General features: G+C 64.1%; 23 protein-coding genes. 9 read left to right on the top strand and 14 right to left on the bottom strand.

Features of this window, described 5'->3' with window-relative positions; translation table 11 throughout:
* Positions 1 to 10: 10 nt before the first annotated feature.
* The 3 genes from DJFAAGMI_RS00700 to DJFAAGMI_RS00690 are packed head-to-tail and all read right to left on the bottom strand — an operon-like array spanning position 11 to position 2,884.
* Positions 11 to 1,114 (bottom strand): acyl-CoA dehydrogenase family protein, encoded by a 1,104-nt coding sequence (locus DJFAAGMI_RS00700; RefSeq protein WP_211455572.1) that lies wholly within the window; start codon positions 1,112 to 1,114, stop codon positions 11 to 13.
* A gap of 15 nt (positions 1,115 to 1,129) precedes the next feature.
* Positions 1,130 to 2,074, bottom strand: a complete 945-nt coding sequence (locus tag DJFAAGMI_RS00695) for a Zn-ribbon domain-containing OB-fold protein (RefSeq protein ID WP_211455571.1) — start codon at positions 2,072 to 2,074, stop codon at positions 1,130 to 1,132.
* A gap of 18 nt (positions 2,075 to 2,092) precedes the next feature.
* Positions 2,093 to 2,884, bottom strand: a complete 792-nt coding sequence (locus DJFAAGMI_RS00690) for an SDR family oxidoreductase (protein WP_211455570.1) — start codon at positions 2,882 to 2,884, stop codon at positions 2,093 to 2,095.
* 108 nt (positions 2,885 to 2,992) lie between these two features.
* Between DJFAAGMI_RS00690 and DJFAAGMI_RS00685 the strand changes: the two genes are divergently transcribed.
* Positions 2,993 to 3,805 (top strand): enoyl-CoA hydratase, encoded by an 813-nt coding sequence (locus DJFAAGMI_RS00685; RefSeq protein ID WP_211455569.1) that lies wholly within the window; start codon positions 2,993 to 2,995, stop codon positions 3,803 to 3,805.
* A gap of 46 nt (positions 3,806 to 3,851) precedes the next feature.
* Here DJFAAGMI_RS00685 and DJFAAGMI_RS00680 read toward each other — a convergent pair whose 3' ends face one another.
* Together DJFAAGMI_RS00680 and DJFAAGMI_RS00675 are read right to left on the bottom strand one after the other, a co-directional pair.
* The gene (locus DJFAAGMI_RS00680) at positions 3,852 to 4,253 is read right to left on the bottom strand and encodes a GFA family protein (RefSeq protein ID WP_211455568.1); all 402 of its coding nucleotides are present in this window, start codon (positions 4,251 to 4,253) and stop codon (positions 3,852 to 3,854) included.
* Between the two features lie 150 nt (positions 4,254 to 4,403).
* Positions 4,404 to 5,171 (bottom strand): SDR family NAD(P)-dependent oxidoreductase, encoded by a 768-nt coding sequence (locus tag DJFAAGMI_RS00675; RefSeq protein WP_211455567.1) that lies wholly within the window; start codon positions 5,169 to 5,171, stop codon positions 4,404 to 4,406.
* A gap of 108 nt (positions 5,172 to 5,279) precedes the next feature.
* Between DJFAAGMI_RS00675 and DJFAAGMI_RS00670 the strand changes: the two genes are divergently transcribed.
* Together DJFAAGMI_RS00670 and DJFAAGMI_RS00665 are read left to right on the top strand one after the other, a co-directional pair.
* Positions 5,280 to 6,191 (top strand): LysR family transcriptional regulator, encoded by a 912-nt coding sequence (locus tag DJFAAGMI_RS00670; protein ID WP_211455566.1) that lies wholly within the window; start codon positions 5,280 to 5,282, stop codon positions 6,189 to 6,191.
* A 44-nt stretch (positions 6,192 to 6,235) separates the two neighbouring features.
* On the top strand, positions 6,236 to 6,676 hold the full coding sequence (locus DJFAAGMI_RS00665) for an acetyltransferase (protein WP_211455565.1): 441 nt from the start codon (positions 6,236 to 6,238) through the stop codon (positions 6,674 to 6,676).
* A 105-nt stretch (positions 6,677 to 6,781) separates the two neighbouring features.
* Here the strand turns inward: DJFAAGMI_RS00665 and DJFAAGMI_RS00660 are convergent, their stop codons facing one another.
* From DJFAAGMI_RS00660 to DJFAAGMI_RS00650, 3 genes are all read right to left on the bottom strand, one after another.
* Entirely contained in the window at positions 6,782 to 7,015 is a 234-nt protein-coding gene (locus DJFAAGMI_RS00660) for a hypothetical protein (RefSeq protein WP_211455564.1), read from the bottom strand.
* An 11-nt stretch (positions 7,016 to 7,026) separates the two neighbouring features.
* On the bottom strand, positions 7,027 to 7,404 hold the full coding sequence (locus tag DJFAAGMI_RS00655) for a steroid Delta-isomerase (protein WP_043005790.1): 378 nt from the start codon (positions 7,402 to 7,404) through the stop codon (positions 7,027 to 7,029).
* Positions 7,405 to 7,513: 109 nt separating this feature from the next.
* Positions 7,514 to 8,287, bottom strand: a complete 774-nt coding sequence (locus DJFAAGMI_RS00650; RefSeq protein ID WP_211455563.1) for a 3-alpha-hydroxysteroid 3-dehydrogenase — start codon at positions 8,285 to 8,287, stop codon at positions 7,514 to 7,516.
* Positions 8,288 to 8,441: 154 nt separating this feature from the next.
* On the opposite strand from DJFAAGMI_RS00650, the gene DJFAAGMI_RS00645 reads away from it, so the two are divergent.
* From DJFAAGMI_RS00645 to DJFAAGMI_RS00630, 4 genes are all read left to right on the top strand, one after another.
* The gene (locus DJFAAGMI_RS00645; protein ID WP_211455562.1) at positions 8,442 to 10,457 is read left to right on the top strand and encodes an NADPH-dependent 2,4-dienoyl-CoA reductase; all 2,016 of its coding nucleotides are present in this window, start codon (positions 8,442 to 8,444) and stop codon (positions 10,455 to 10,457) included.
* 15 nt (positions 10,458 to 10,472) lie between these two features.
* Positions 10,473 to 12,599 carry an oxidoreductase gene (locus tag DJFAAGMI_RS00640; protein ID WP_211455561.1) on the top strand — a complete coding sequence of 709 codons (2,127 nt, stop codon included), beginning with the start codon at positions 10,473 to 10,475 and terminating at the stop codon, positions 12,597 to 12,599.
* A gap of 229 nt (positions 12,600 to 12,828) precedes the next feature.
* Positions 12,829 to 13,212, top strand: a complete 384-nt coding sequence (locus DJFAAGMI_RS00635; protein WP_211455560.1) for a c-type cytochrome — start codon at positions 12,829 to 12,831, stop codon at positions 13,210 to 13,212.
* Between the two features lie 99 nt (positions 13,213 to 13,311).
* On the top strand, positions 13,312 to 13,803 hold the full coding sequence (locus tag DJFAAGMI_RS00630) for a hypothetical protein (RefSeq protein ID WP_211455559.1): 492 nt from the start codon (positions 13,312 to 13,314) through the stop codon (positions 13,801 to 13,803).
* Positions 13,804 to 13,921: 118 nt separating this feature from the next.
* On the opposite strand, the gene DJFAAGMI_RS00625 is transcribed toward DJFAAGMI_RS00630, so the two are convergent.
* From DJFAAGMI_RS00625 to DJFAAGMI_RS00610, 4 genes are read right to left on the bottom strand one after another with little or no spacing between them, the layout of a single operon-like run.
* Positions 13,922 to 14,182, bottom strand: a complete 261-nt coding sequence (locus DJFAAGMI_RS00625) for a hypothetical protein (protein ID WP_043005803.1) — start codon at positions 14,180 to 14,182, stop codon at positions 13,922 to 13,924.
* An 18-nt stretch (positions 14,183 to 14,200) separates the two neighbouring features.
* Positions 14,201 to 14,593: a nuclear transport factor 2 family protein gene (locus tag DJFAAGMI_RS00620; protein WP_211455558.1), complete on the bottom strand. Its 393-nt coding sequence runs from the start codon at positions 14,591 to 14,593 to the stop codon at positions 14,201 to 14,203.
* A gap of 17 nt (positions 14,594 to 14,610) precedes the next feature.
* A complete protein-coding gene (locus tag DJFAAGMI_RS00615; protein WP_211455557.1) occupies positions 14,611 to 15,510 on the bottom strand; it encodes a twin-arginine translocation signal domain-containing protein in 900 nt (299 codons plus the stop codon).
* A 48-nt stretch (positions 15,511 to 15,558) separates the two neighbouring features.
* Positions 15,559 to 16,197, bottom strand: coding sequence for a DsbA family protein (locus DJFAAGMI_RS00610; RefSeq protein ID WP_211455556.1), 639 nt, complete (start codon positions 16,195 to 16,197; stop codon positions 15,559 to 15,561).
* 80 nt (positions 16,198 to 16,277) lie between these two features.
* Between DJFAAGMI_RS00610 and DJFAAGMI_RS00605 the strand changes: the two genes are divergently transcribed.
* On the top strand, positions 16,278 to 17,213 hold the full coding sequence (locus DJFAAGMI_RS00605) for a LysR family transcriptional regulator (protein ID WP_211455555.1): 936 nt from the start codon (positions 16,278 to 16,280) through the stop codon (positions 17,211 to 17,213).
* Between the two features lie 262 nt (positions 17,214 to 17,475).
* Here DJFAAGMI_RS00605 and DJFAAGMI_RS00600 read toward each other — a convergent pair whose 3' ends face one another.
* Together DJFAAGMI_RS00600 and DJFAAGMI_RS00595 are read right to left on the bottom strand one after the other, a co-directional pair.
* Positions 17,476 to 18,246 (bottom strand): SDR family NAD(P)-dependent oxidoreductase, encoded by a 771-nt coding sequence (locus DJFAAGMI_RS00600; protein ID WP_043005811.1) that lies wholly within the window; start codon positions 18,244 to 18,246, stop codon positions 17,476 to 17,478.
* 286 nt (positions 18,247 to 18,532) lie between these two features.
* Positions 18,533 to 19,957 (bottom strand): coniferyl aldehyde dehydrogenase, encoded by a 1,425-nt coding sequence (locus tag DJFAAGMI_RS00595; protein ID WP_211455554.1) that lies wholly within the window; start codon positions 19,955 to 19,957, stop codon positions 18,533 to 18,535.
* A gap of 125 nt (positions 19,958 to 20,082) precedes the next feature.
* Here DJFAAGMI_RS00595 and DJFAAGMI_RS00590 point away from each other — a divergent pair, with 125 nt between their 5' ends.
* On the top strand, positions 20,083 to 21,417 hold the full coding sequence (locus tag DJFAAGMI_RS00590) for a spinster family MFS transporter (protein ID WP_249333668.1): 1,335 nt from the start codon (positions 20,083 to 20,085) through the stop codon (positions 21,415 to 21,417).
* Positions 21,418 to 21,429: the final 12 nt, after the last annotated feature.

The raw sequence follows: 21,429 nt of genomic DNA, 5'->3' as shown, positions 1-21,429 counted from the left end.
TGTTGTCTCCTTAGCGGTCTTCGGGCAGGTCGTACTTCCAGCCGAGCGTGTCGTTGTCTGCGAGCCACTGGCCCAGCGCTTCCAGGTGTTGTTCGGCGCTGCCGAGCTCGGCAGCCAGCGCACGGCACCAGAACATGAAGCGGTGGATGTGATAGGTCACATCCACGCCCATGCCGCCATGCACGTGCTGTGCAACGCGGCCCACCTTCAGGCCCAACTCGTTGGACTGGGCACGCACTGCGTGGGCCTGCGGCACGCAGGGCAGGCCTGCATCCAGGCGCCAGACCAGCTGGCTCAGCGCGCTGCGCTGGGCCTGCATGAGGATGTAGCCGTCGGCCATCTGGCCCTGGACCAGCTGGAAAGTGCCGATGGGTCGGTCGAACTGCTTGCGCTCGCTCACGTACTCCACCGTGCGGCGCAGCTGCTCCTGCGTCACGCCCTGCTGCAGGCTGGCCAGGCAGGCGATGGCGGCCTCATGGACCCAGTCCAGCGCGCGACCGCCCAGCACGGCCAGCACCGGCGTGTTGCGAAAGCTGATGTCTGCCACCGCGCAATAGTCCTCGCGCATGCCGGCCACGCGGCTGACGCCATCGGCCTGCAGACTCACCAGCACCAGCCTGATCTCGTCACCCGCCGCCGCTGCCACCAGAGCCATCTGAGCCTGCTCGCCCAACGGCACGGCTTGCAACTGGCCTTTGAGCCGGTCACCCTGCAACTGAAGCGCCGGCCCGCGTGTGGCCACGGCAGCCTGCAGCGACAAAGCCAGCAGCTCGCCCTGCATGGCTGACTGAACGACTGCGTCCTGTCCCTCGGCAAACTTGGCAATCGCGGCTGCGGCGACCTGCTGCTGCCACAGCGGCACCTGCGCCAGCGCACGGCCCTGCTGCTCCAGCACGGCCAGCATCTCGCTCATGCCCAGACCCAGACCACCTGCGGCTTCCGGCACCAGAATGCTGTGCAGGCCTGCAGCCACGCACTGCTGCCACAGCTCCTGCATAAAGGGCTGACCCGAGGCATCGTGCTCGCGCAGCTTGTCGTCCGTGCAATAGTCGGCGAACAGGCTTTGCGCCATGTCGGCAAACGCACGCTGGTCTTCACTGAGTTGAAAATCCATGATGGCCTCCTCGCATCAGGCCACGGGGCGGAACTGGGCCAGAGTCAGATCACCATCAAAGGTGTTGAACTCCACCTGCACCTTCTGGCCGATCTGTACCTCGCCGGGCTTGACGCCGACCAGCTGGGCGATCACGCGCACGCCCTCCTGCAGCTCCACCAGGCCGATGGGATTGGGGTGGTCGAAAGGCGGAACTTCGGGGTAATGCATGACCACGAAGGAGTACACCGTGCCCTGGCCGCTGGCCTCGACCGTGTCCCAGTCGAAGGAATGGCATTGGGGGCAGACGGGACCCGGGGGATGGTGCAGATCGCCGCAGCTCTTGCAGCGCTGAATCAGGAGCTTTCCTTCCTTCAGGCCTTCCCAGAAGAAGCGGTTGTCATCGCTCACACCGGGAGCGGGCCGCTTGATCTTCGCGGCCGCCGCCGGCGCGGGTTCGGCCTTTTGCACATTGGCGGGACGGAACTTGAAGACGCGGAACATCAACTGGCCGACCTTCTCGTCTTCGCCGCCCGGGGTCTTGATCGAGAAATACTCCATGATCTGCGTCACGAAGTAGCCTGTTCCCAGGGCCGTGGTCTTCTCTTCGCTGATGGCTTCCAGGCGTGTCGTGTAGTACAGATCCTCGCCCTCGAGCACATCGCGCTCGAAACTCAGCTCCGAGTTCACCGCCACGGTGGAAGGAAAGCCCTGCGCCTCGATCAGCTTCAGAACCTCATACGGATTCTCGGTCGTGGAGCCGGGCGGGTAGTTGTTCTGCACCGGCCCTTCCATGCACCAGACCTGCAGCATGGCAGGAGGCGCAACGGTCTTACCCTCCTTGTCGGTCTTGACGGCCACACCCATCAGCTCGCACCACTGACGAATCATGGGGCTGTTGACCTTGTCCCAGGCATAGACACGCCCGTATTGCTTGCCCACATAGCTGCGGACTTCTGCCATCCAGTCTTGATCGGTCAAGATTGTCTCCTTTGAAATTCAGTGTTTCTGCGGCACGGATTCCGAGTTCGAGGCACTCAGGAATGCGGGACGCTCGCCGCCGCCGTGCAGCAGCAGATTGGTGCCGCTCATGTAGGAAGCGCTCTGCGAGGCCACATACAGGCAGGCGTTGGCAATGTCCTCGGGTTCGGCCAGCCGGCCTGCAGGAATGGTCTGAGCGACCGAGGCGATACCGGCCTCGTCCCCGAAGTGCAGATGCGACTGCTCGGTGCGCACCAGGCCGGGGCTGACGGCCACCACCCGCACCTTGGGCGCCCACTCCACCGCCAGAGAGCTGACCAGGCTCAGCACCGCAGCCTTGGCTGCGCCGTAGGCCGCCGTACCGGGCGAAGGACGCAGCGCGCTGATGCTGCCGATGCAGACAATCACGCCGCCGCCGTCCTGCTGCTGCATCACGGCATTGGCGGCCTGAGAGGCGTGCAGGGTCGAGAAGAGATTCAGGCGCAGCACGCTTTCGTGAAAGCGCGGCGATACCGTGGCCGCATCCACATGGGGAGCGCCGCCGGCGTTGTTGACAAGAACGTCCAGGCGACCATGGCGGCGCTGCACCTCGTCGACCATGTCCTTGACGGCCTGGGCCTCGCGCACATCGCAGGCCATGAAGTCCGCGCTGCGACCGGCCGCATCGGGCAGCGCTTCGGGTTGCTGGCGCCCGCAGACCACCACCGTGGCGCCTGCGGCGAGAAACCCCTGCGCAATGGCCTTGCCTATGCCCTTGGTGCCGCCGGTGACCAGCACCACCTTGTTTTGAAAGTCGTTGTTCGTATCCATGGCTGCCAATTTAGATTTCGGCACCGGCAGCAGATACGTCCAAAAGGACGATGTTGGTCTCTTGCCTGAAAACGACCATCGACCCTGTTCAACTCCTTGGGAAACCTTATGTCAGCAACGCCTACTGCTATTGAAATGACGAACGCCGCGCAGGAGGAACTGCTGGTTCGGCAGCAGGACAACGGCGTGGCGGTGGTGCAGCTCAACCGCCCTCAGGCCACGAATGCACTGAGCCTGTCCCTGCAGGCCGCACTGTCCAGAACCTTCGCCGCGCTGAGCGCAGACGCCAGCGTGCGCTGCATTGTTCTGACCGGTGGCGACAAGGTGTTCGCAGCGGGTGGCGACATCCGGAGCATGGACTCCTGCGGCCCCATAGAGATCATGAAGCGCCACACGGAGCGGGTCTGGGCGCCGATCGAGAAATGCCCCAAGCCCATCATCGCGGCGGTCTGCGGCTATGCCTTTGGAGGCGGGGCCGAGCTGGCCATGCATTGCGACATCATCATTGCCGGCCGGGGTGCCAGCTTTGCCCAGCCCGAAATTCGCATCGGCATCATGCCCGGCATCGGCGGCACCCAGCGTCTGGTGCGTGCCGTGGGCAAGTTCCAGGCCATGCGCATCCTGTTGACCGGCAAACCCGTCAGCGCCGACGAGGCCTGCGCCATGGGTCTGGTCAGCCTAGTCTGTGCAGACGATCAGGTAATCCCTGAGGCTCTGAAAATGGCAAAACTCATCGCCGCCATGCCGCCGCTGGCCGTGGAGCAGATCAAGGAAGTGGTGATTGCCGGCATGGATGCCTCGCTGGATGCCGCCCTGATGCTGGAGCGCAAGGCCAACCAGATTCTGTTTGCGACCCGGGACCAGAAGGAAGGCATGCATGCCTTCATCGAGAAACGCCAGCCGGAATTCAAGGGGGAATGAGTGCTTTTTTGCCCCGGATCCGGGAGCACTGGCAGAGGACTATCTCTCAGTCATGCGACATGCAGCCATCGGCAAAGTCCGACCACAAGGGCCGGGAGTCCAGGTGCACATGCTTTTGCTGTGATGCCGTGAAAGCCGAGTCCAGCGTGCCCAGTGCAATGCATATCCAGTCGGCCCAGTCGCCGGCCTGCCTGGACCAGAACAGCGACGAGCCGCAGTGCTGGCAGAACTGCCTGTGCACGGATGCCGAAGAAGCATAGGACTTGATATCGCTCTGCCCGGAGACTATGCACAGGTCCTTGCGCGGCACGGCGCCATAGCTTGCGAACGCGGAGCCATGGCTTTTGCGGCACTGCCCGCAATGGCAGTGAGTCACGGCCCTGGGCGGCGACAGCAGCCGATAGCCGACTCTTGCACATAAACAGCTTCCCAGGTAGTTCTCGGGCACGACTCGGTCTCCAAATCCTCTATTCAAAAACGAGGCCGCAGGCCTCACCTCTGCCGCTGCGTGCCTGCGTGCCTGCATGCCTGCATGCCTGCATGCCCGATACCGCTCACCCCGAGAAATCCGGATGGATTCCTCCGGATCGAAGCCTGCTCAGAGCATCATGCCGCCAGACACTTCAATGCGCTGGCCCGTGACCCAGTTGTTGCCATCGGCCAGCAATGCGGCAACCGCAGCGCCCACATCGTCGGGACGCCCCACCCGACCCATGGCGGTCAGGCCGCTGATATGGGCATTGACCTGTGCATTGTCGCGCACCACGCCACCACCGAAATCCGTTTCTATGGCGCCGGGAGCAATGGTGTTCACGGCGATGCCGCGTGCCCCCAGCTCCTTGGCCAGATAGCGCGTCATCACTTCGATACCGCCCTTCATCACCGCATAGGCGGCATAGCCGGGGAAGCTGAAACGTGCCAGCCCGGAGGAGGTATTGACGATGCGTCCGCCGTCCCTGATCAGGGGCAGCAGTTTTTGCGTCAGAAAGAACGTGCCCTTGAGGTGAATATCGACGAGCAGATCGAATTGCTCTTCCGTGGTCTCGGCAAACGGCGCCATCAAGCCGATGCCGGCATTGTTCACCAGATAGTCGAACTGCTCGCGCTGCCAGGTGTCGGCCAGCACGCCCCTGACACGGTCGGCAAACGCAGCAAAGCTCTTGCTGTCGCCCACGTCCAGGCGCAGCGCCACGGCACGGCTGCCCAGCGCCTCGATGCGGGAGACCAGCTCCTGCGCATCGCTTTCGCGGTCCTTGTAAGTGACGATCAGATGAACGCCGAGTTCGGCCAGTTTGAGGGCTTCGCTACGGCCCAGGCCACGGCTTGCGCCAGTGATCAATGCGATACGGGGTGTAGATGCTTGCATGTCGGTCTCATGGAGGATGTCAACAAGCCAGGACTGTAGGTGTTCTCAATCCATGAATAAACACCTCATTAAAGATCTCACTGTTCACTTTGAAAATACAATCAAGCCATGGACTTCAATGCGCTTCATGTGTTCACCCGCGTTGCCGAGCTCTCCAGCTTCACGCTGGCCGCAGACCAGCTCGGGCTGACCAAAAGCCGTGTGTCGACCGTGGTCCAGCAGCTGGAAAGGCAGCTCGGAACCCGTCTGCTGCAACGCACCACCAGACATGTGCGGCTGACCGCCGATGGCGAGCAGTTCCTCGAACGCAGCAAGGAGTTGATGGCCGACCTGGAACAGCTGCAAGCCATGTTCCAGCCCGCCACCAGCGGACTGCGTGGCAGTCTGCGCATCGATATGCCCAACACCCTGGCCCGGGACGTCGTCCTTCCGAAACTGCCCGAGTTCCTCTCGGCCCACCCTTTGCTGGAAGTAGGCATCAGCACCAGCGACCGCCGCGTGGATGTGGTGCAGGAGGGCTTTGACTGCGTGGTGCGCATCGGCCCGCTGGCAGATACCGACTTGATCGCCCGCACGCTCGGCGCGCTGGAGATGTGCAATCTGGCCAGCCCCGCCTATCTGGAGCGCCACGGCACACCCGCAACACTGGCCGATCTGTCACGCCACCGGATCATTCACTATGCAAACCAGCTCGGACGGCATGGCGCGGGCTGGGAGTATCAGCGCGGCAGGGAGACCGCCCTGCAGCCCATGCGCTGCGCACTGGTGGTCAACGGCACGGATGCCTACCAGGCCGCCTGTCTTGCCGGTCTGGGCCTGATTCAGGCGCCCGTCCGGGGTGCGCGCCACCTGCTCGATCAGGGTCTGCTGGTCGAGGTCATGCCCGACTTCAAGGCCGCGCCCATGCCGGTGTCCCTGCTCTACCCGCATCGCAGACATATTGCGCCGCGGGTCACCGCTTTCCTGAACTGGATCACCGAGGTGCTGGAGCCCCATCTGACAGGCATGGACCGCTCCTGATGCCCGGCCCCGGGGCAAGCATTCTTGGTGTACATAATCCGGCAATGACTTCCATTCGAGCTTCCCGCCCCGACGAAGGGGCACGAGCGATAGAGATCTGGCGCCATGCCGTTGATGCCACGCATGACTTTCTGAGTCCGCAGGATCGCGCCGAGATTGACGAGATGGTGTGCGGCTTTCTGCCACACGCCCCGCTGTGGTTCGCTGTCGACGCGCAGGACCATCCCCTGGCCTTCATGCTCTTGGACCAGGGCCACATGGAAGCGCTGTTTGTGGACCCTGCCTTCCGGCACCGTGGCCTCGGTGCGGCGCTGGTGCGCCACGGCCTGACGCTGCACCCCGAAATGAGCACCGACGTGAACGAGCAGAATGCGCAGGCAGTGGGCTTTTACGAACGCCTGGGCTTCAGGCGCACGGGCCGCTCTGCGCTCGATGGGCAAGGCCGCGCCTACCCCATCGTCCATCTGAAATACGCCAATCCCTGAAGGGCCGGCCTGACTGGACCAGGCGCCGATCCAGCCCGATTCACTGCATTCAGTGCCTCAACAGCTATTTAAACAAGAGCATCTATCGCATGCATCTTATTGATTTCAGCTATAAAACATAAGAAATTTGAATGCAGTCAAGCGCAAGCAGCTTCTGAATACAGAACATTGCAGGCGTGGGCCGCGGCGGCTCGGCAGCGCCTGCGCCATGGCTTCTCCTGCTCCGGGAAAGCTCGCCATGGACGAACGAAGCGATGCGAGATCGGCGCTGCGCCTGCGCTGCAGATTCTGTATCGGCGCCTGTGTCGAGAGAACCGTCATGGCCTGCGCCTTGGCCATGAAGAGCTTGCTCAGACGCCGGCGTGAATATTCTTCTCGCCAAACAAGGCGCGCATGCTCACCACCTTGCCTGCGTCGTTGAAGCGAAAGTGATCGATGGGCGCAATCACGGTCTTGCGGCCCTGATACTCGAAACTGACGGTGAAGGCGAAGGCCGCTTCGTCGGCAACCGCGCGCACCTCCTGCGTCAGCTCCACCGCCAAGGGCAGCTTGAGCGAGTTGGCATAGAACGCGCGAATCGCCTCCCTGCCGCGCCGGGGCTCGGAGCCCACGGGGTCTTCCACCGTGGCGTCATCGGCAAACAGCGCGACGATGCCGTCCAGATCGCCAGCGTTCAGCGCAGCCACATAGCGCTGCACAACCGCGGTCATATGTTCAACAGAGTTCATCTCAGCTCCAGAATTCCAGAACAAGGCGCTCCCGAGCAAGACGGCCCCAGGTAAGAGGCAGCCAGGCTCCTGCCTCCCGGGAGCAAGCCACAAGGCGGCTCAGGGGGAATCAGAATCCCGTCGGGCGCATCACCGCATCGATACCGCCGTCGATCACGATCTGCGCGCCATGCACATAGCTGGCGGCCTCACTCATGAGAAAGGCGATGACGGATGCCATTTCGGCGGGCTCGGCGCGGCGGCCCAGCGGAGGCACGAACTTGGCAATGGATTCGCCATAGCGCGGGTCCTGCAGGCCCGCCTGCAGCAAAGGCGTCTCGGTCGCTCCGGGGGCGATGGTGTTCAGGCGCACGCCGGCCTCGCCCCATGCCGCGGCGCGCTTGCGCACGGCCACCGTGAGAGCGTTCTTGCTGCCTGCATAGGCCAGATTGCCGCCCTGCTCTCCCGCCTGTTCGACAATGGCGCGGGCCTTGGCTTCCTCGCCGGCCTCCAGTGCCGGTGCCAGCGGGTTCCTGTCGTGCGTCAGATGCGCGGAAGCCACGGACGAGATGACGACGGCTGCGGGCTGCCGGCCCTGTTTCAGCAGCGGCAGAAAAGCGTCCAGCAGCTCGGTCGCGCCAAAGTAATTGACCGAAACCACATTGCCAACCACCTTGGTCTGCGGCCCCAGGCCGGCGCACAGCACCAGGCCGTCCATGCTCTTGCCGCACCGGGCCTGCACATCGGCGACCGCCTGGCTGCGGCCGTGGGCGGTCGAGAGGTCGGCGATCACTTCTGCATCGCGGACATCGATTCCGACGATCTGGTGGCCGGCCGCCTCCAGGGCCTTGCGCGTGGCGGCGCCGATGCCGGTGGCGCAGCCGCTCATCACGATGATGGACATGTCTTGTTTCCTTGGGTCTGGGTTGTGATGGCGCACATCAAAGCCCATCACGAAAAGTCAGACTACATGCAAACGGACGATGTGATTCCCCTAGGGAGAATTTACCGTGGCCATTCCTACACTGGCGCAACGTTTGCGTGTGAGGAAACCAGCCATGTACCCCCATCTCTTCCAGCCCATCACCATCGGCCATATCACCCTCAAGAACCGGATTCTGATGGGCTCCATGCATACCGGGCTGGAGGATCAGGCTCAGGGTTTCGAGAAGCTGGCCCTCTTCTACACCGAGCGTGCCCGGGAGGGGTTGCAGCTCATCGTCACCGGCGGCTTCGGCGTCAACGAATACGCACTGGGCATGCCCGAGCATGCCGAGTTCTCGACACTTTGCACGCCCGAGCAGGCGGCCCGGCATCGCCTCATCACGGACGCCGTGCATGCCGAGGGCTGCCATATCCTCATGCAGGTGCTGCATGTGGGCCGCTACGACCACGGCAGCGGCGGTGTCTCGCCCAGCAGCGTGCTCTCCAAGCTCAGCAGCCGCAGCTCGCGCGAACTCAGCGCGGCCCAGATCGAGCAGATCATTGCCGACTATGTACGCTGCGCCTGCCTGGCCCGCGAAGCCGGCTATGACGGCGTGGAAGTCATGGGCGGCGAGGGCTATCTGATCAACCAGTTCCTGGCGCCGCTGACCAACTTCCGCACCGACGAATGGGGTGGCGATGCCGCCGGCCGCAGTCGCTTTGCGCTGCGCATCGTGCAGGGCATACGCGCGGCAGTGCCCGAGAACTTCGTCATCAGCTTTCGCCTGTCCCTGATGGATCTGGTCGAGCATGGCAGCCACTGGAAGGAAGTGCTGGACCTGGCACGCCAGCTGGAAGCCGCTGGCGTGGACCTGTTCAACACCAGCGTGGGCTGGCATGAGGCGCGCATTCCCACCATCGCCATGATGGTGCCGCGCGCGGCCTTCAGCTGGGCTGCCGAGCAGCTCAAGCATGCGGTCAGCGTTCCCGTGGCGGCCAGCAACCGCATCAACACCCCCGAAGTGGCCGATGACCTGATTGCCCAGGGACATGCCGACATGGTGGCCATGGCCCGCCCGTTTCTGGCCGACCCGGCCTTTGTGCGCAAGGCACAGGCAGGCCAGAACAGCGCCATCAACACCTGCATTGCCTGCAACCAGTCCTGCCTGGATCGCATCTTCACGCGCCAGCAGGTCAGCTGTCTGGTCAACCCCAGAGCCTGCCGCGAATGGGAATGGCCGCAGGAGAAAGCCGCAGCAGCACGCAAGATCGCCGTTCTGGGCGCGGGCCCCTCGGGACTGGCCTGCGCGCGCGAGGCGGCCGACCGGGGCCACAAGGTGACGCTGTTCGAGCCCGGCATCCGCATCGGCGGCCAGTTCTTTCTGGCGCAGAAAGTGCCCGGCAAGCAGGAGCTGGGCGAGACGCTGCGCTATTTCGAGCATGAAATCCAGCGCCTGGGCATAGAGCTGCGGCTCAACACCACACCGGACATCGACACCCTGAGCGGTTTTGATCATGTGGTCGTGGCCACGGGAGTGACACCGCGGCGCAGCGGCATCGAAGGCGAGAACAGCTCCAAGGTGGTGGACTATATCGAGGCATTGCGCAGCCCCCGCTTTGTCGGCGAGCGCGTGGCCATCGTGGGCGCGGGACCGCTGGGCTTTGACATGGCCGAGCTGCTGACCCATCACAAGGCCGACGACGGCAGCGTGGCCGCCTTCGACCGCGAATGGGGCATCGATCCCGAGCGCGAGCTGCGCGGCGGCATCAAGGCCAGCGAGAGGGCCGATTCGCCGCGCCAGATATGGCTGCTTCAGCGCAGCAAGGCGGCCATGGGCAGCGGCCTGCCCACCACCACGGGCTGGATTCGCCGCGCCCGGCTCAAGAACAAGAGCGCACGCATGTTCAACGACGTGGAATACATCCATATCGACGACAACGGCCTGCACCTGCGCATACGCGGCGAGCAGCGCTGCCTGAGCGTGGACCACATCGTGGTCTGCGCCGGTCAGGAGTCGCACGACCCCTGGTCGCCCAGGCTTCTGGTCCACGGCATTGCGCATACCGTGATTGGCGGTGCGCGCAATGCCCACAAGATTGATGCTGCGAGAGCCATCGAAGAAGGTGCCGAACTCGGCCGCAAACTATAGGAGACAGCGAGAAAAATGAACAATCCCCACGCATCCCTGCTGCAGACAGGGCGTATCGGCTCCATGGAGCTGAAGAACCGCATCGCCATGGCCCCCATGGGCGAGAACTTCGGCGGCGACGACGGCTGCTGCGGCGAACGCACCCAGGCCTACTACGAAGCCAGGGCCCAGGGCGGCACCGGTCTCATCATCATGGGAACGACGGCCATTTCCTGGCCTTCGGGCACCAGCGAGCCGCACCAGCTGGGCATCTCCAACGACAGCTTCATCCCCGGCCTGGCCGAAGTCACTCGCCGCGTCCATGCCCATGGCGGCAAGATCGCGGTGCAGATCAATCACAGCGGCAAGGTCGCAGCCCACGACCGCGCCTGCGGCCGCGAAATGTGGGTGTCCTCCATGCCGCCCGCCGGTCCGGTTCACGATGGCATGCGCACCATCACGCCCAAGGAGTTCTCGACCTTTGTCGGCGTCGGCCCCTTCCCGGAGCGCTACCGCATCATGGACAAGGCCGATATCGCGCAAATGGTGGAATGGTTTGCCGCCGCGGCCCTGCGTGCCAAGCAGGCCAACTTCGACGCGGTGGAAGTGCATTGCGCGCACAACTACATGATCGCCAATTTTCTCTCGCCCTTCTTCAACAGCCGCACCGACGAGTACGGCGGCAGCTACGAGAACCGCAGCCGCCTGCTGCGCGAGGTGCTGACCGAAGTGCGCAGGCGCGTGGGCTCCGACTATCCGGTCTGGGTGCGCCTGGACGCGCAAGAGATGCACACGCCCGGCGGCATTACCATGGACGAGGCACTCAAGACCGCCAGGCTCTGCGAGGAACTGGGCATGGACGCCATCAGCGTCTCGGCCTATGCCCGCATGCCCACCGGCTCGGCGTTCACCGACGCCCCGATTCCGCAGAAGGAGAACGCCTACCACGAATTTGCGCGGCAGTTCAAGCAGACCGTGAGCCTTCCCATCATCTCGGCCGGGCGCTGGGAGCTTGACGATGCCGCCGATGCCGTGACCAGGGGGGAGATCGACTTCGTGGCCATGGGCCGCAAGCTGCTGGCCGAGCCCGACATGGCCAACAAGTTGCAGGCCAATGCGGCCGGCGACGTGCGCCCCTGCATCTACTGCTACGCCTGCGTGAGCGAAATCTTCGTCAATCGCGGCATCAAGTGCGCCGTCAATGCGCTGACCGGCCATGAAGCCGTCAAGACCATTGCCTTTGCGGCCAGGCCCAGGCATGTGCTGATCGTCGGCGGCGGCCCCTCGGGCATGGAGGCGGCCCGCGTTGCCGCCCTGCGCGGCCACCGCGTGACGCTGGTCGAGCGCAGCGACCGCCTCGGCGGCACCCTGTTCTTTGCCGCCCTGGCCTATCCCGAAAACGGTCGCCTGCTCGACTATCTGGTGCGGCAGATGGACCACCCGAACATCCAGCTGCGCTTGAACACCACGGTCGATGCCGAACTGCTGGCCGAGCTGCAGCCCGACGAGATTCTGGTGGGCACCGGCGCCAGGCGTGCTGCCCCCGCCATCGAGGGTGCTCAGCAAAGCCATGTCTGGAGCGGCGACGAGCTGCGCCGTCTGATGACGGGCGACCGGGCTGACGAGATTGCCAAGGCCAAGCTGAACCTGGCCGAGCGCGCGCTGTTCAAGGCCGGCGGCATGCTCAAGGTGACGGACAGCACGGCAGCGATCCAGAATCTGTCCAAGCTGTGGATGCCCCTGGGCAAGCGCGTGACCATCATCGGTGCAGGTCTGGTCGGCCTGGAGCTGGCCGAGTTCCTGCTCGATCGCGGCCGCGAAGTCACGGTGCTGGACCCCGGCACCCACCCCGGCACCGAGCTGGCCATCGTGCGCCGCTGGCGCGTGTATGACGCCGTGAAGAACCACGGCAAGCTGCTGATGCAGTCCAGCGTCACGCGCATCGAGCGCAAGGAAGTCATCTGGACGGACAAGAAAGGCGAGGAATACCGCACGCCCGCCGACTCCGTGGTGCTGGCCATCGGCGCCGAAGCCGATTCCACCGTCGCCGAGCAGCTGCAAGCCCTTACCCGGACTCCCGTGCGCCGCATCGGGGACTGCCAGGACCTGGGCTATATCGAGGGGGCCATGCATTCGGGCCATCAGGCCGGGCGCGAAGTCTGAAGCCATTGACCGAAGAGCCGAGACCGCCTGCAGGCCTGGGCCCGCAGGCGGTTCTTCCTAAACACTACGGCAGGCAGTGTCGGCCTTTTGCCCCTGGTCGCCAGTTGGTCTGCCCCGAGCAACAGAAAGCAGGAAACAGTCACCGGGCTGCGTACAGCAGCAAGCCACCGATCCAGGCCAGCAGCCCTATACTTTTAGCGCCCGCAAACCTCACGACCGACAAGACCCAATGCACGCAAGGGAATGCTTCATCGCTTTGCTGGGAGCCCTGCTGCTCACCCAGACAGCACCGGCTTCTGCACAGAGCAACAATGGAAAAAATCTCTTCACCCAGAGATGTGCCGTCTGCCACGGTGCAGATATCAAGGGCACCGGCCCCTTGGCCAGGAAAAGCAATCCTCCCACGCCGGATCTGACCAGCGCAGCCTTCAGGAAGCGGCTCCAGGAATATCCGGGCGTCATTGTTTCCTCGGTCATACTCCGACCGAACGGGGACCTGATTCCCAGAACCCTGCGGGAGAATGGGGTCAAGCTCGCCCCGCATCCCTGGACGGTGCAGGATTTTCGCGACCTGAACAAATACATGAGCGACGTGATTTCAAAAAGCCGATGACTGCGCCTGGACACCCTGGCCTCTATAGACCCAATCCCGCAAACTGTATAAAGAAACAGTAGACTTTGGACTTGATAGCTCCCCGACCAAGGTCCAGACATGTCAGTAGAACTCGAACAAGAAGACCTCTCCATCTTCGAAGACCGCCTTTGGCATCACAAGGGCTGGGAAGCCCGCGTCATCAAGAATGAAGACGACGATGGCTGGGCCATCTCCATGACCCGGGACGGCCAGGCGGAGCCCGCTCTGGTCGGCCCATGGACCATGGGGCGCGACAAGAAGAACCCCAAGCCTCTGGATGTATCGGCCTTCAACACCCTGGTGAAGACCGCCAGCGAAGTCATACGCCGGCATGAGCAGCACCAGGCGGCGCTGTTGCACAAAGCCATACAGATCGACGTTCGCGGAACGCGCGTGACGGTGGCGCTCGATATCGAGCCCGATGAGGACAACCCCACGGCGACTCTCACGGCCACCGCGGCCGATGGCAGCGAGCTGGCCAAGGTACGAGTCCGGCCCGACCATGGTCTCAACCGCGCCTCCGCGCAGCGCTGGGCAGACGCAGGCTACCCGCGTTTCAGCGAGGACTGAGCTAGGACGGGCCCTGGCCCGGCTCGGCTCTGCGCGGACCTGAAGAGCCTGCTCGCAGAGAGGGCGGTCAATACCGGCCAGCCCCCGCCGGATACCGGACAGCGAGCCGGCCTGAAGCTCACGCACCGTGCCGAGAGCGCAGCGCGGCCTCGAACCGGTCCAGCTCCTGCTGCAGCGTGCCGCGCTGCCTGAAACGCTGGCCGGCGCGCTCGTACCAGTTCTCTGCGTCCTCGAGATCGCCCTCCTGCAGATGCAGCAGCCCATGCAGCCAGGCTGCGAGCAGGCCTTCATGCTGCTGCACGGCATCGTGCGCGGCATTCCATTGCCCAGCCCGCATCTGCAGCACGATGGCTTCCAACTGTGCGTTGACATCGCTCATGACAGGGCGCGCTTGTGCTCAGGCCAGCAGCGCCTGCTGCACGAGGTGGCTGTCCACATATTGCTCCATGCTCGTGATCCTGCCCTCGTTGAGCCGGTACAGATGGGCGAAGCCAGCCGTCATCGCCTTGCCCGTCTTGCGATAGGTGCCCGAGTAGACGCCGAAGGCGGCCACGCGGTCGCCGTCGGCCAGGTAGGTGTGGACCTTGGCACTGTAGCCGTCCCACTCCGTTGCCAGCCGCTGGAACACGCCCGCGACGATTTGCTGCGGGCCGACGTAGGTTCCGGCATAGGGAAAGCCGGCGGCCTCTGTCCACCGCGCGTCGGGCGCCAGTGCGGCCAGCAGATTCCTGCCGTTCTCCTCGGGCAGACCTTCGTAGGTCGAGCGGATGATGTCCAGATTGGTGGTCATGGTGTGCCTCCCGGGCTTCAGCCCCATTTCATCTCGCCCTTGGCCACCTTGGCGCCGATCTGCAGCGCGGCGGCCAGGCCGGCGTCAGGATAGCGCTTGTTCATGGCGGCGATCAAGGCATCGCCATTGGCGGCCTTGGCCAGCTCCTGCTCGAAGGCCAGCAGGTATTCGCGGGTGTAGTTCACGGCCGAAACGTCCAGCGCGCCGTGGGCGCCCAGGTGGCCCGGCACGACCACGGCCGGCTTGCGTGCGGCGATGGCCTCCAGATTCCTGATCCAGGCGGCGCGAGAGGCTGGCGTCGGGGTATCGGCCGTCCACACATGCAGGCCCGAGAACACCAGCACGCCGCCGAAGACCGCATTCAGCGAAGGAACCCACAGGTAGCGGCGGTTCTCCAGCCCCTGCGCCTTGACGATTTCGATGCGGTGGCCTTCCAGCGTCAGCGCAGGTCCGTCATAGGCTTCGGGAAAGACAATATCGGCGAGCTTCTGCGGACCGTTCTCCTTGAGCTGGGGCGCCCAGGTATCAATCTTCTTTTGCACATTGGCGCGGATGGCGGCAATGGTGTCGGAGGCTGCGATCACCCTGGCAGCGGGAAAGGCGGCCTTGATCGGCCCCAGGCTGAAGTAATAGTCCGGGTCGCTCTGGCTGATATAGATGGCGCTGAGCTGCTTGCCCGAAGCCTTGATGGCTTCGGCCACGGCGCGGCCATCGGGCAGGGAAAAGCCGCCGTCGATAAGAACGGCCTCCTGGTCGCCCGAAAGCAGCACGGGCGCACGGAAAAATCCTTTGTCGTCTGCAGGGAAGTGCTGCCATTGCAGCCTGGATTGGCCGGTCACGGCAGCGGCGCAACCTGCCAGGCCTGTGGCGATTCCGGCGACGGCGGCGGTTTGAACAAAGTCTCGGCGATTCAGCATGATGGTTCTCCGGTGAATTTCGGGATGGCGGGTTGAAAGGCGAAAGCCTCAGGCCTTGGCGATTTGCTCGGCAAAGGCCTGCGGATTGGCGTAAGCGGCACTGGAATTCAGCAACTGACGCTGGCCATGGGTTTCCAGGATGAAGCAGGGAACGCCACGCGCGCCGAACTGGCCCAGCAAGGCCTGCGCAGCGGCGATGCGGGCGCGATTGGCTGCCAGCAGTTCGCCATCAGACCGCAGCAGGCATGCAGCCGCCTGCTCCAGCCCCTGGGCCTGCAGCACGGCCGCCAGCGGCTCCAACCGGGTGATGTCCTCGCCGTTGACATATCGCGCATGCTGGATGGCTTCAAGGGCCTCTGACTCTCGCTCGGGAGCGGTCAGGCTGACGGCGCTCAGTGCCAGGGTGGCGGGGCCGCTATCGAACCGCTGCTGGCGGTCCGACAGCACCTGGCTGCGGTAGATCTCGCTGAAGCGCTGGCCCGTCAGGCGCTCAATACGCTGGTCGTTGCTCCAGGCATAGGCCGCAAAGTCGTCGTCCATGGGACGTGCACCGGAGCCGGCGAAGAGGCCGCTGGGCAACAGGCGCAGCTCGACCTCGGGCGCTTTGCCCAGAGCCGCCACTGCGGTGGCGGCACCGTAGCACCAGCCGCACAGAGGGTCGAATACGTAATGCAGGGTCTTGGTCACAAAAGGGCTCCATGGCTTGAATACCGTGATCGTAGAAACAAAGCATTGACAGAAAAACCCCGATCGAATAGATAAACCGTATGTCAATGGCAAACAATCCAGAAGAATCCATCGCCGGCAGGCTTGCCAATCTCAAGCGCCTGGCCTACTTCGCGGCCGTGGTGGAGACCGGCAGCTTCACGGCCGCCGCAGACCGGCTGGGAATCACCAAGGCCGTGGTCAGCCAGCAGGTCGCCAGACTCGAACGCGAGTTCCGCACCACGCTGCTGACCCGCACTACCCGCAAGGTCGTACCCACCGACGCAGGCCGGCTCTTCTACCAGCGCTGTGCATCCATCCTCAAGGAGGCAGGCGATGCCTTCGACGAGCTCGGGGAAGTGGCGGCCGAGCCTTCGGGCATCCTGCGCCTGACCGCTCCGCTGGACTATGGCATCACGGCGGTGGTGCCTGCCATCACCGAGTTCACCCGGCGCTACCCCCAATGCAAGGTGGATGCCGTGTTCAGCGACCAGTCGCTCGACCTGATGTCGGGGCAGGTGGAGCTGGCAATCCGCGTGGGCTGGCTTTCCGACCTCAACGTGCAGGCCCGTCAGATCGGGAGCTTCCGGCAACTGCTGGTCGCTGCGCCCTCGATGCGCCGGCAAGTGGGGCAGCTCAAGCAGCCGCAGCATATCGGCGAGCTGCCTTTCGTGGCGAACACTGCCTTGCGTGACCCCTGCAGCTGGCGCTTCTCGCGCGGCGAGCTGGAGCAGCAGAGCGTGACCGTGCATCCGATAATCTCGCTGGATGCGACGCTGGGCGTGCGCGAGGCCGTGCGCCAGGGCGCGGGCCTGTCGGTACTGCCCGACTTCGCGGTGGCCGATGATTTGAAGAACGGCACGCTGATACAGGTACTGCCCAGATGGTCGCTGCCCTCGGGGGGCATTCATGCCGTGTTCCCGACGGCACGCTTTCGGCCTGCAAAGGTGAAAGCCTTTGTGGACCTGATGCAGGAGCACATCCGGCCCAAGGCATGACCAAGGCCGGCCATCAGGCGCCAGACAAGTGGCTCAGCCGAAGACATGCTGAAGCCACACCAGAGCGCCATCGCACAACGGCCGCGTCATCGCGGGGCTGCAGCTTGCAGACGTTGCCATTGCGCTTGACCAGGACCGCAAAGGCTCGATTCAAGCCATGACCTGGCTCAAGCGACATCATCAAGAGTGCATGGAAAAAGGGAGCCCAAGCTCCCTTTTTCTGCGCGAAGCGGTCGGCCCCGCCTGAGCGATGCCTTCAGACTCAGAAGTTCGGCGCTTCCACGCCTCCGTCCACTCCCAGCACCTTGCCGGTCACCCAGCTGGATGCGGGACTGGCCAGAAACAGCGCGGCGTTGGCAATGTCTTCGGGCTGGCCCATGCGTGCCATGGGCGTGGTTTTTTCCATGCGTTCCTTGCGCTCGGGCGTGAGAAACGGTGCCAGCGCATCGGTCATGATGGTGCCGGGCTCGATGGCGTTGATACGCACCCTCGGGCCAAAGTCCTGCGCCAGGCAGCGCGTGAGCTGGTTGAGCGCGGCCTTGGAAGCCGCATAAGCGCTGAAGTACTTTTGCGAGTAGCGCGCCGCCGTGGACGAGATATTGACCACCGCGCCGCCGCCTGCGGCGTCCATGGCGGCGGCCACCTTCTGGATCAGCGTATAGGCAGGCACCACATTGAAGGCCAGCATGTCGCCCACGGCCTTGCCCGTGACCTTGCGTGGGTCGTTGGGGCCGCCGCCGCCCACATTGTTGATGAGCACATTGATCTTGCCCAGCTCGGCCACGGTGCGGTCGATCAGGGCCTGCAGGTCCTCTTCCCGGTTCACATCGCCAGGCACGATGATGGCGCGGCGCCCCAGCACTTCGATCTCGGCCTTGACGGCCTGCAGATCCGCCTCGGTTCGCGCAAACAGCGCCACATCGGCGCCCGCCCTGGCCAGCGTGATCGCACAAGCACGGCCAATTCCCTTGCCCGCACCGGTCACTACAGCAACCTGACCCTCCAGCGAAAACTGGCGAAAAATCTCGTTCATGTCTCTTCCTCTGATTGCGTTCCAACCCTGCCATGCTCTGCACGAAACGCTTTTGAAACATCAGCCAAACGGACCATGTGACAAGTCCCATGGTCGGCCCCTGCAGCTTGTGTCAACACGCAAGAAATGAGCCCCAAAAATGGATAGCGCAGCACCGGGGGCAGAGCCGCGAATCAGGCTGATTCCGGATCAGAGACAGCGGGCAAGGACCCAGGATGCTCCGCTGCCCCGCAGCGAAGCTGTCGTTCCCCTCCGCGAAGCACAGAGGGGCAAGCCGCGCTTCGGCTCAGGGGGTGACTGCGGCCTGCAGCATCTGTGCGAACTGCTCGTTATATGGCGGCAGCATGCCCCACTCTCGACGCGGGTCGTGGCTGCCGGCCTTGTAGACGGAGCGCGCATGACTGAACTCGAGAAAGCCCTCTCGGCCATGGTAGTGACCCATGCCCGAAGCTCCCACGCCGCCGAACGGGGCGTCTTCCAGCGCCGGATGCATGACCACGTCGTTGATGGAGACACCGCCGGACAGCGTGTTGTCCAGCACCCAGCCCTGCTCCGTCTCGTCATTGCCGAAGTAGTACAGCGCCAGCGGGCGCTCACCGGCATTGATCGCCGCAACCGCATCGCGGATGTTGTGGAAACTGCGCAGCACCATGGCCGGGCCGAAGATTTCATGCCGGGAGATCTCGGCGTCGGCAGGCGGGTTGATGACCAGCGCCAGCGGCAAACGACGGTCCGATCCGGCTTGCGCGGCACCGACTTCCAGCACGCTCAGGCCACGCGCCTTGGCATCGTCCACATAGGCTTTCACACGGACATGGTGTCGCTCGTTGATCACGGGCGTCATATCCGCATTGCCACTCACCGAGGGATACAGCGACTGGTATTGCGCGGCAATCCCTTCGGCCAGCGCCTGCAGCCGCGACTCATGGACCCAGACCTCGTCAGGCGACACGCACAGCTGGCCGGAGTTCAGCGACTTGCCCACGGCAATGCGTTCGGCCGCATGGGCGATATCGGCCGTGTCGCTGACCAGCACCGGAGACTTGCCGCCCAGCTCCAGCGTCACGGGCACCAGATTCCTCGCGGCGGCAGCCATGATGAGCTTGCCCACGCTGGTAGAGCCCGTGAAGACCAGGTGGTTCCAGGGCTGCTCGGCAAATGCTGCCGCCACCTCGGGGCCGCCCTGCACCACGGCCAGTACCTGGGGATCAAAGCGCTTGGCCACGGCCTCGGCCAGCACCTGGGCCGTGCGCGGTGCGATTTCGGAAGGCTTCAGCACGGCCCGGTTGCCCGCCGCGAACGCGCAGGCCAGCGGCGACAGCAAGGTGAACAGCGGCGCATTCCAGGTGCCGATGATGCCGATCACGCCCTTGGGCTGGTACTTGACCCAGGCCGTGGCACCGAACATGTCGAAGGGTTTGACGCTGGGACGCGCCGAGTCGCCCAGCCAGTCCTTGAGATGGTCGCGCGCATGCTTGAGCGAGGCCAGCGAGCCCAGGATGTCGTTGGCCAGCGAAAATACCGCAGGGCGGCCGCCGAAGTCTTCACCCATGGCCTGGCACAGGGCATTCTTGTGCTCCACCAGCATGTCGATGAGCTGCTGCAGGCGCTGCATGCGCACTTCGGCGCTGACTGCACCTTCTTCGATAAAGGCCTGCTTTTGCATGTCCAGCAGCTGGCGGATGCCGATGGACGAATTCGTCTGGGTCATTTTGTCTCCTGAATATTTCTCTTGAAAGCCATGAACGGGAAGGCACATGCTCGGACCTGAAGATTTCCCGGTCGTCGTCCAAAAAGACGATGGCATAACCCTGAGCCCCTCGCACGATGCTGCGCATGCACACCCCTCAAAACCCGCCTCCCGCCGTCAGCTGGCGCACTCATCTCAGCCTCGCCCTGCTGGCGCTGGTCTATATTTTCTCCTTCATTGACCGGCAGGTTCTGTCTATTTTGCTGGAACCCGTCAAGCAGGAATTCGGTGCCTCCGACACCGAGATGGGTCTGCTCACGGGGCTGGCCTTCGGTCTGATCTATGCGATGCTGGGTGTGCCCGTGGGGCGTCTGGCCGACACCCGCAACCGCCGCAACATCGTGGCCCTGTGCTGCGGCATCTGGAGCCTGGCCACCGCAGCCTGCGGCGTCGCCACCCAGTACTGGCATATGCTGCTGGCCCGCATGAGCGTGGCCGTGGGCGAAGCGGGCGGCATGGCGCCGTCGGTGTCCATAGTCTCTGACCTCTACCCACCCAAGATGCGCTCGTTTGCCATCAGCCTGTTCATGATGGGCCCCAACCTGGGCACGCTGCTGGGTCTGGTCATCGGCGGCATGGTGGCCCAGCACTACGGTTGGCGCTCCGTGTTTCTGGCCTTCGGCATTCCGGGCGTGATTCTGGCCCTGCTGGTGTATTTCTTTGTCAGGGAACCCGCACGCGGCGCCTATGAAACCGCCCGAGCCGCCGCGCCAGACAGTGCCCCGCGCGAATCCATGTTCCGCCAGCTCAGGCGTCTGCTGGGTATGGCGCCGCTGCGCAATATCTGCATCGCCTGCGGCGTGGCCGGTATTGCGGGCTATGGCTACGGCGTCTGGGCACCGAGCTTTTTCATGCGCATTCACGGCATGAGCATCTCTCACGCCGGCCTGGTGTTCGGCCTGGCCAGCGGCCTGGGGGCCGTGTTCGGCGCCATGTTCTGTGGCTGGCTCAGCGACAGGCTGACGCAGCGCGATGCGCGCTGGCAGCTGCGTCTGGCCGCCATGGGCACGCTCTGCGCCGTGCCGGCCGGCGTGGCCGTTTTCTTCTGGCCCGTCTCCGACTTCTGGACAGTTGCCGGTATCAAGGTCCCCTACGCCATGGCCTTTGCGCTGTTGTTCGGATTTTTCGCAAGCTGGTTCGCCACGCTCTCATACAGCGCCGTGAGCCAGATGGTGACGGCCGCCGAGCGCAGCGTGGCCTCGGCCCTGCTCAACCTGTTCATGACCTTGCTGGGTGTGGGCCTGGGCCCGCTGGTCACCGGCATCCTGTCGGACTACTTTGCCCAAACCCATGGCTCCGAAGGCCTGCGCTGGGCGCTGATGGGCGTGACCTCGCTGCTGCTCATCACCTCGATCTTCTTCGCACTGGCCATTCGCCCCTACCGTCAGCGCCTGCAGCAGCTGCAGACGGCTGCCGCCTGATCCCCCCAAAAA

The sequence above is a fragment of the Comamonas brasiliensis genome (genome assembly GCF_018292285.1).
Classification (GTDB): domain Bacteria; phylum Pseudomonadota; class Gammaproteobacteria; order Burkholderiales; family Burkholderiaceae_C; genus Comamonas; species Comamonas brasiliensis.
The sequence above is the reverse complement of the archived record's forward strand: the minus strand, read 5'-3'. Positions and strand labels throughout refer to the sequence as shown.

What these genes read in the sequence shown, in the direction of transcription:
- DJFAAGMI_RS00665 (WP_211455565.1), top strand. Translation starts at nt 6,236, where the DNA reads ATGACTTCCATTCGAGCTTCCCGCCCCGACGAAGGGGCACGAGCGATA.
- DJFAAGMI_RS00625 (WP_043005803.1), bottom strand. Translation starts at nt 14,182, where the DNA reads ATGAGCGATGTCAACGCACAGTTGGAAGCCATCGTGCTGCAGATGCGG.
- DJFAAGMI_RS00660 (WP_211455564.1), bottom strand. Translation starts at nt 7,015, where the DNA reads ATGGCCAAGGCGCAGGCCATGACGGTTCTCTCGACACAGGCGCCGATA.
- DJFAAGMI_RS00685 (WP_211455569.1), top strand. Translation starts at nt 2,993, where the DNA reads ATGTCAGCAACGCCTACTGCTATTGAAATGACGAACGCCGCGCAGGAG.
- DJFAAGMI_RS00655 (WP_043005790.1), bottom strand. Translation starts at nt 7,404, where the DNA reads ATGAACTCTGTTGAACATATGACCGCGGTTGTGCAGCGCTATGTGGCT.
- DJFAAGMI_RS00690 (WP_211455570.1), bottom strand. Translation starts at nt 2,884, where the DNA reads ATGGATACGAACAACGACTTTCAAAACAAGGTGGTGCTGGTCACCGGC.
- DJFAAGMI_RS00620 (WP_211455558.1), bottom strand. Translation starts at nt 14,593, where the DNA reads ATGACCACCAATCTGGACATCATCCGCTCGACCTACGAAGGTCTGCCC.
- DJFAAGMI_RS00675 (WP_211455567.1), bottom strand. Translation starts at nt 5,171, where the DNA reads ATGCAAGCATCTACACCCCGTATCGCATTGATCACTGGCGCAAGCCGT.
- DJFAAGMI_RS00635 (WP_211455560.1), top strand. Translation starts at nt 12,829, where the DNA reads ATGCACGCAAGGGAATGCTTCATCGCTTTGCTGGGAGCCCTGCTGCTC.
- DJFAAGMI_RS00605 (WP_211455555.1), top strand. Translation starts at nt 16,278, where the DNA reads ATGTCAATGGCAAACAATCCAGAAGAATCCATCGCCGGCAGGCTTGCC.
- DJFAAGMI_RS00640 (WP_211455561.1), top strand. Translation starts at nt 10,473, where the DNA reads ATGAACAATCCCCACGCATCCCTGCTGCAGACAGGGCGTATCGGCTCC.
- DJFAAGMI_RS00600 (WP_043005811.1), bottom strand. Translation starts at nt 18,246, where the DNA reads ATGAACGAGATTTTTCGCCAGTTTTCGCTGGAGGGTCAGGTTGCTGTA.
- DJFAAGMI_RS00590 (WP_249333668.1), top strand. Translation starts at nt 20,083, where the DNA reads ATGCACACCCCTCAAAACCCGCCTCCCGCCGTCAGCTGGCGCACTCAT.
- DJFAAGMI_RS00650 (WP_211455563.1), bottom strand. Translation starts at nt 8,287, where the DNA reads ATGTCCATCATCGTGATGAGCGGCTGCGCCACCGGCATCGGCGCCGCC.
- DJFAAGMI_RS00595 (WP_211455554.1), bottom strand. Translation starts at nt 19,957, where the DNA reads ATGACCCAGACGAATTCGTCCATCGGCATCCGCCAGCTGCTGGACATG.
- DJFAAGMI_RS00630 (WP_211455559.1), top strand. Translation starts at nt 13,312, where the DNA reads ATGTCAGTAGAACTCGAACAAGAAGACCTCTCCATCTTCGAAGACCGC.
- DJFAAGMI_RS00670 (WP_211455566.1), top strand. Translation starts at nt 5,280, where the DNA reads ATGGACTTCAATGCGCTTCATGTGTTCACCCGCGTTGCCGAGCTCTCC.
- DJFAAGMI_RS00645 (WP_211455562.1), top strand. Translation starts at nt 8,442, where the DNA reads ATGTACCCCCATCTCTTCCAGCCCATCACCATCGGCCATATCACCCTC.
- DJFAAGMI_RS00615 (WP_211455557.1), bottom strand. Translation starts at nt 15,510, where the DNA reads ATGCTGAATCGCCGAGACTTTGTTCAAACCGCCGCCGTCGCCGGAATC.
- DJFAAGMI_RS00700 (WP_211455572.1), bottom strand. Translation starts at nt 1,114, where the DNA reads ATGGATTTTCAACTCAGTGAAGACCAGCGTGCGTTTGCCGACATGGCG.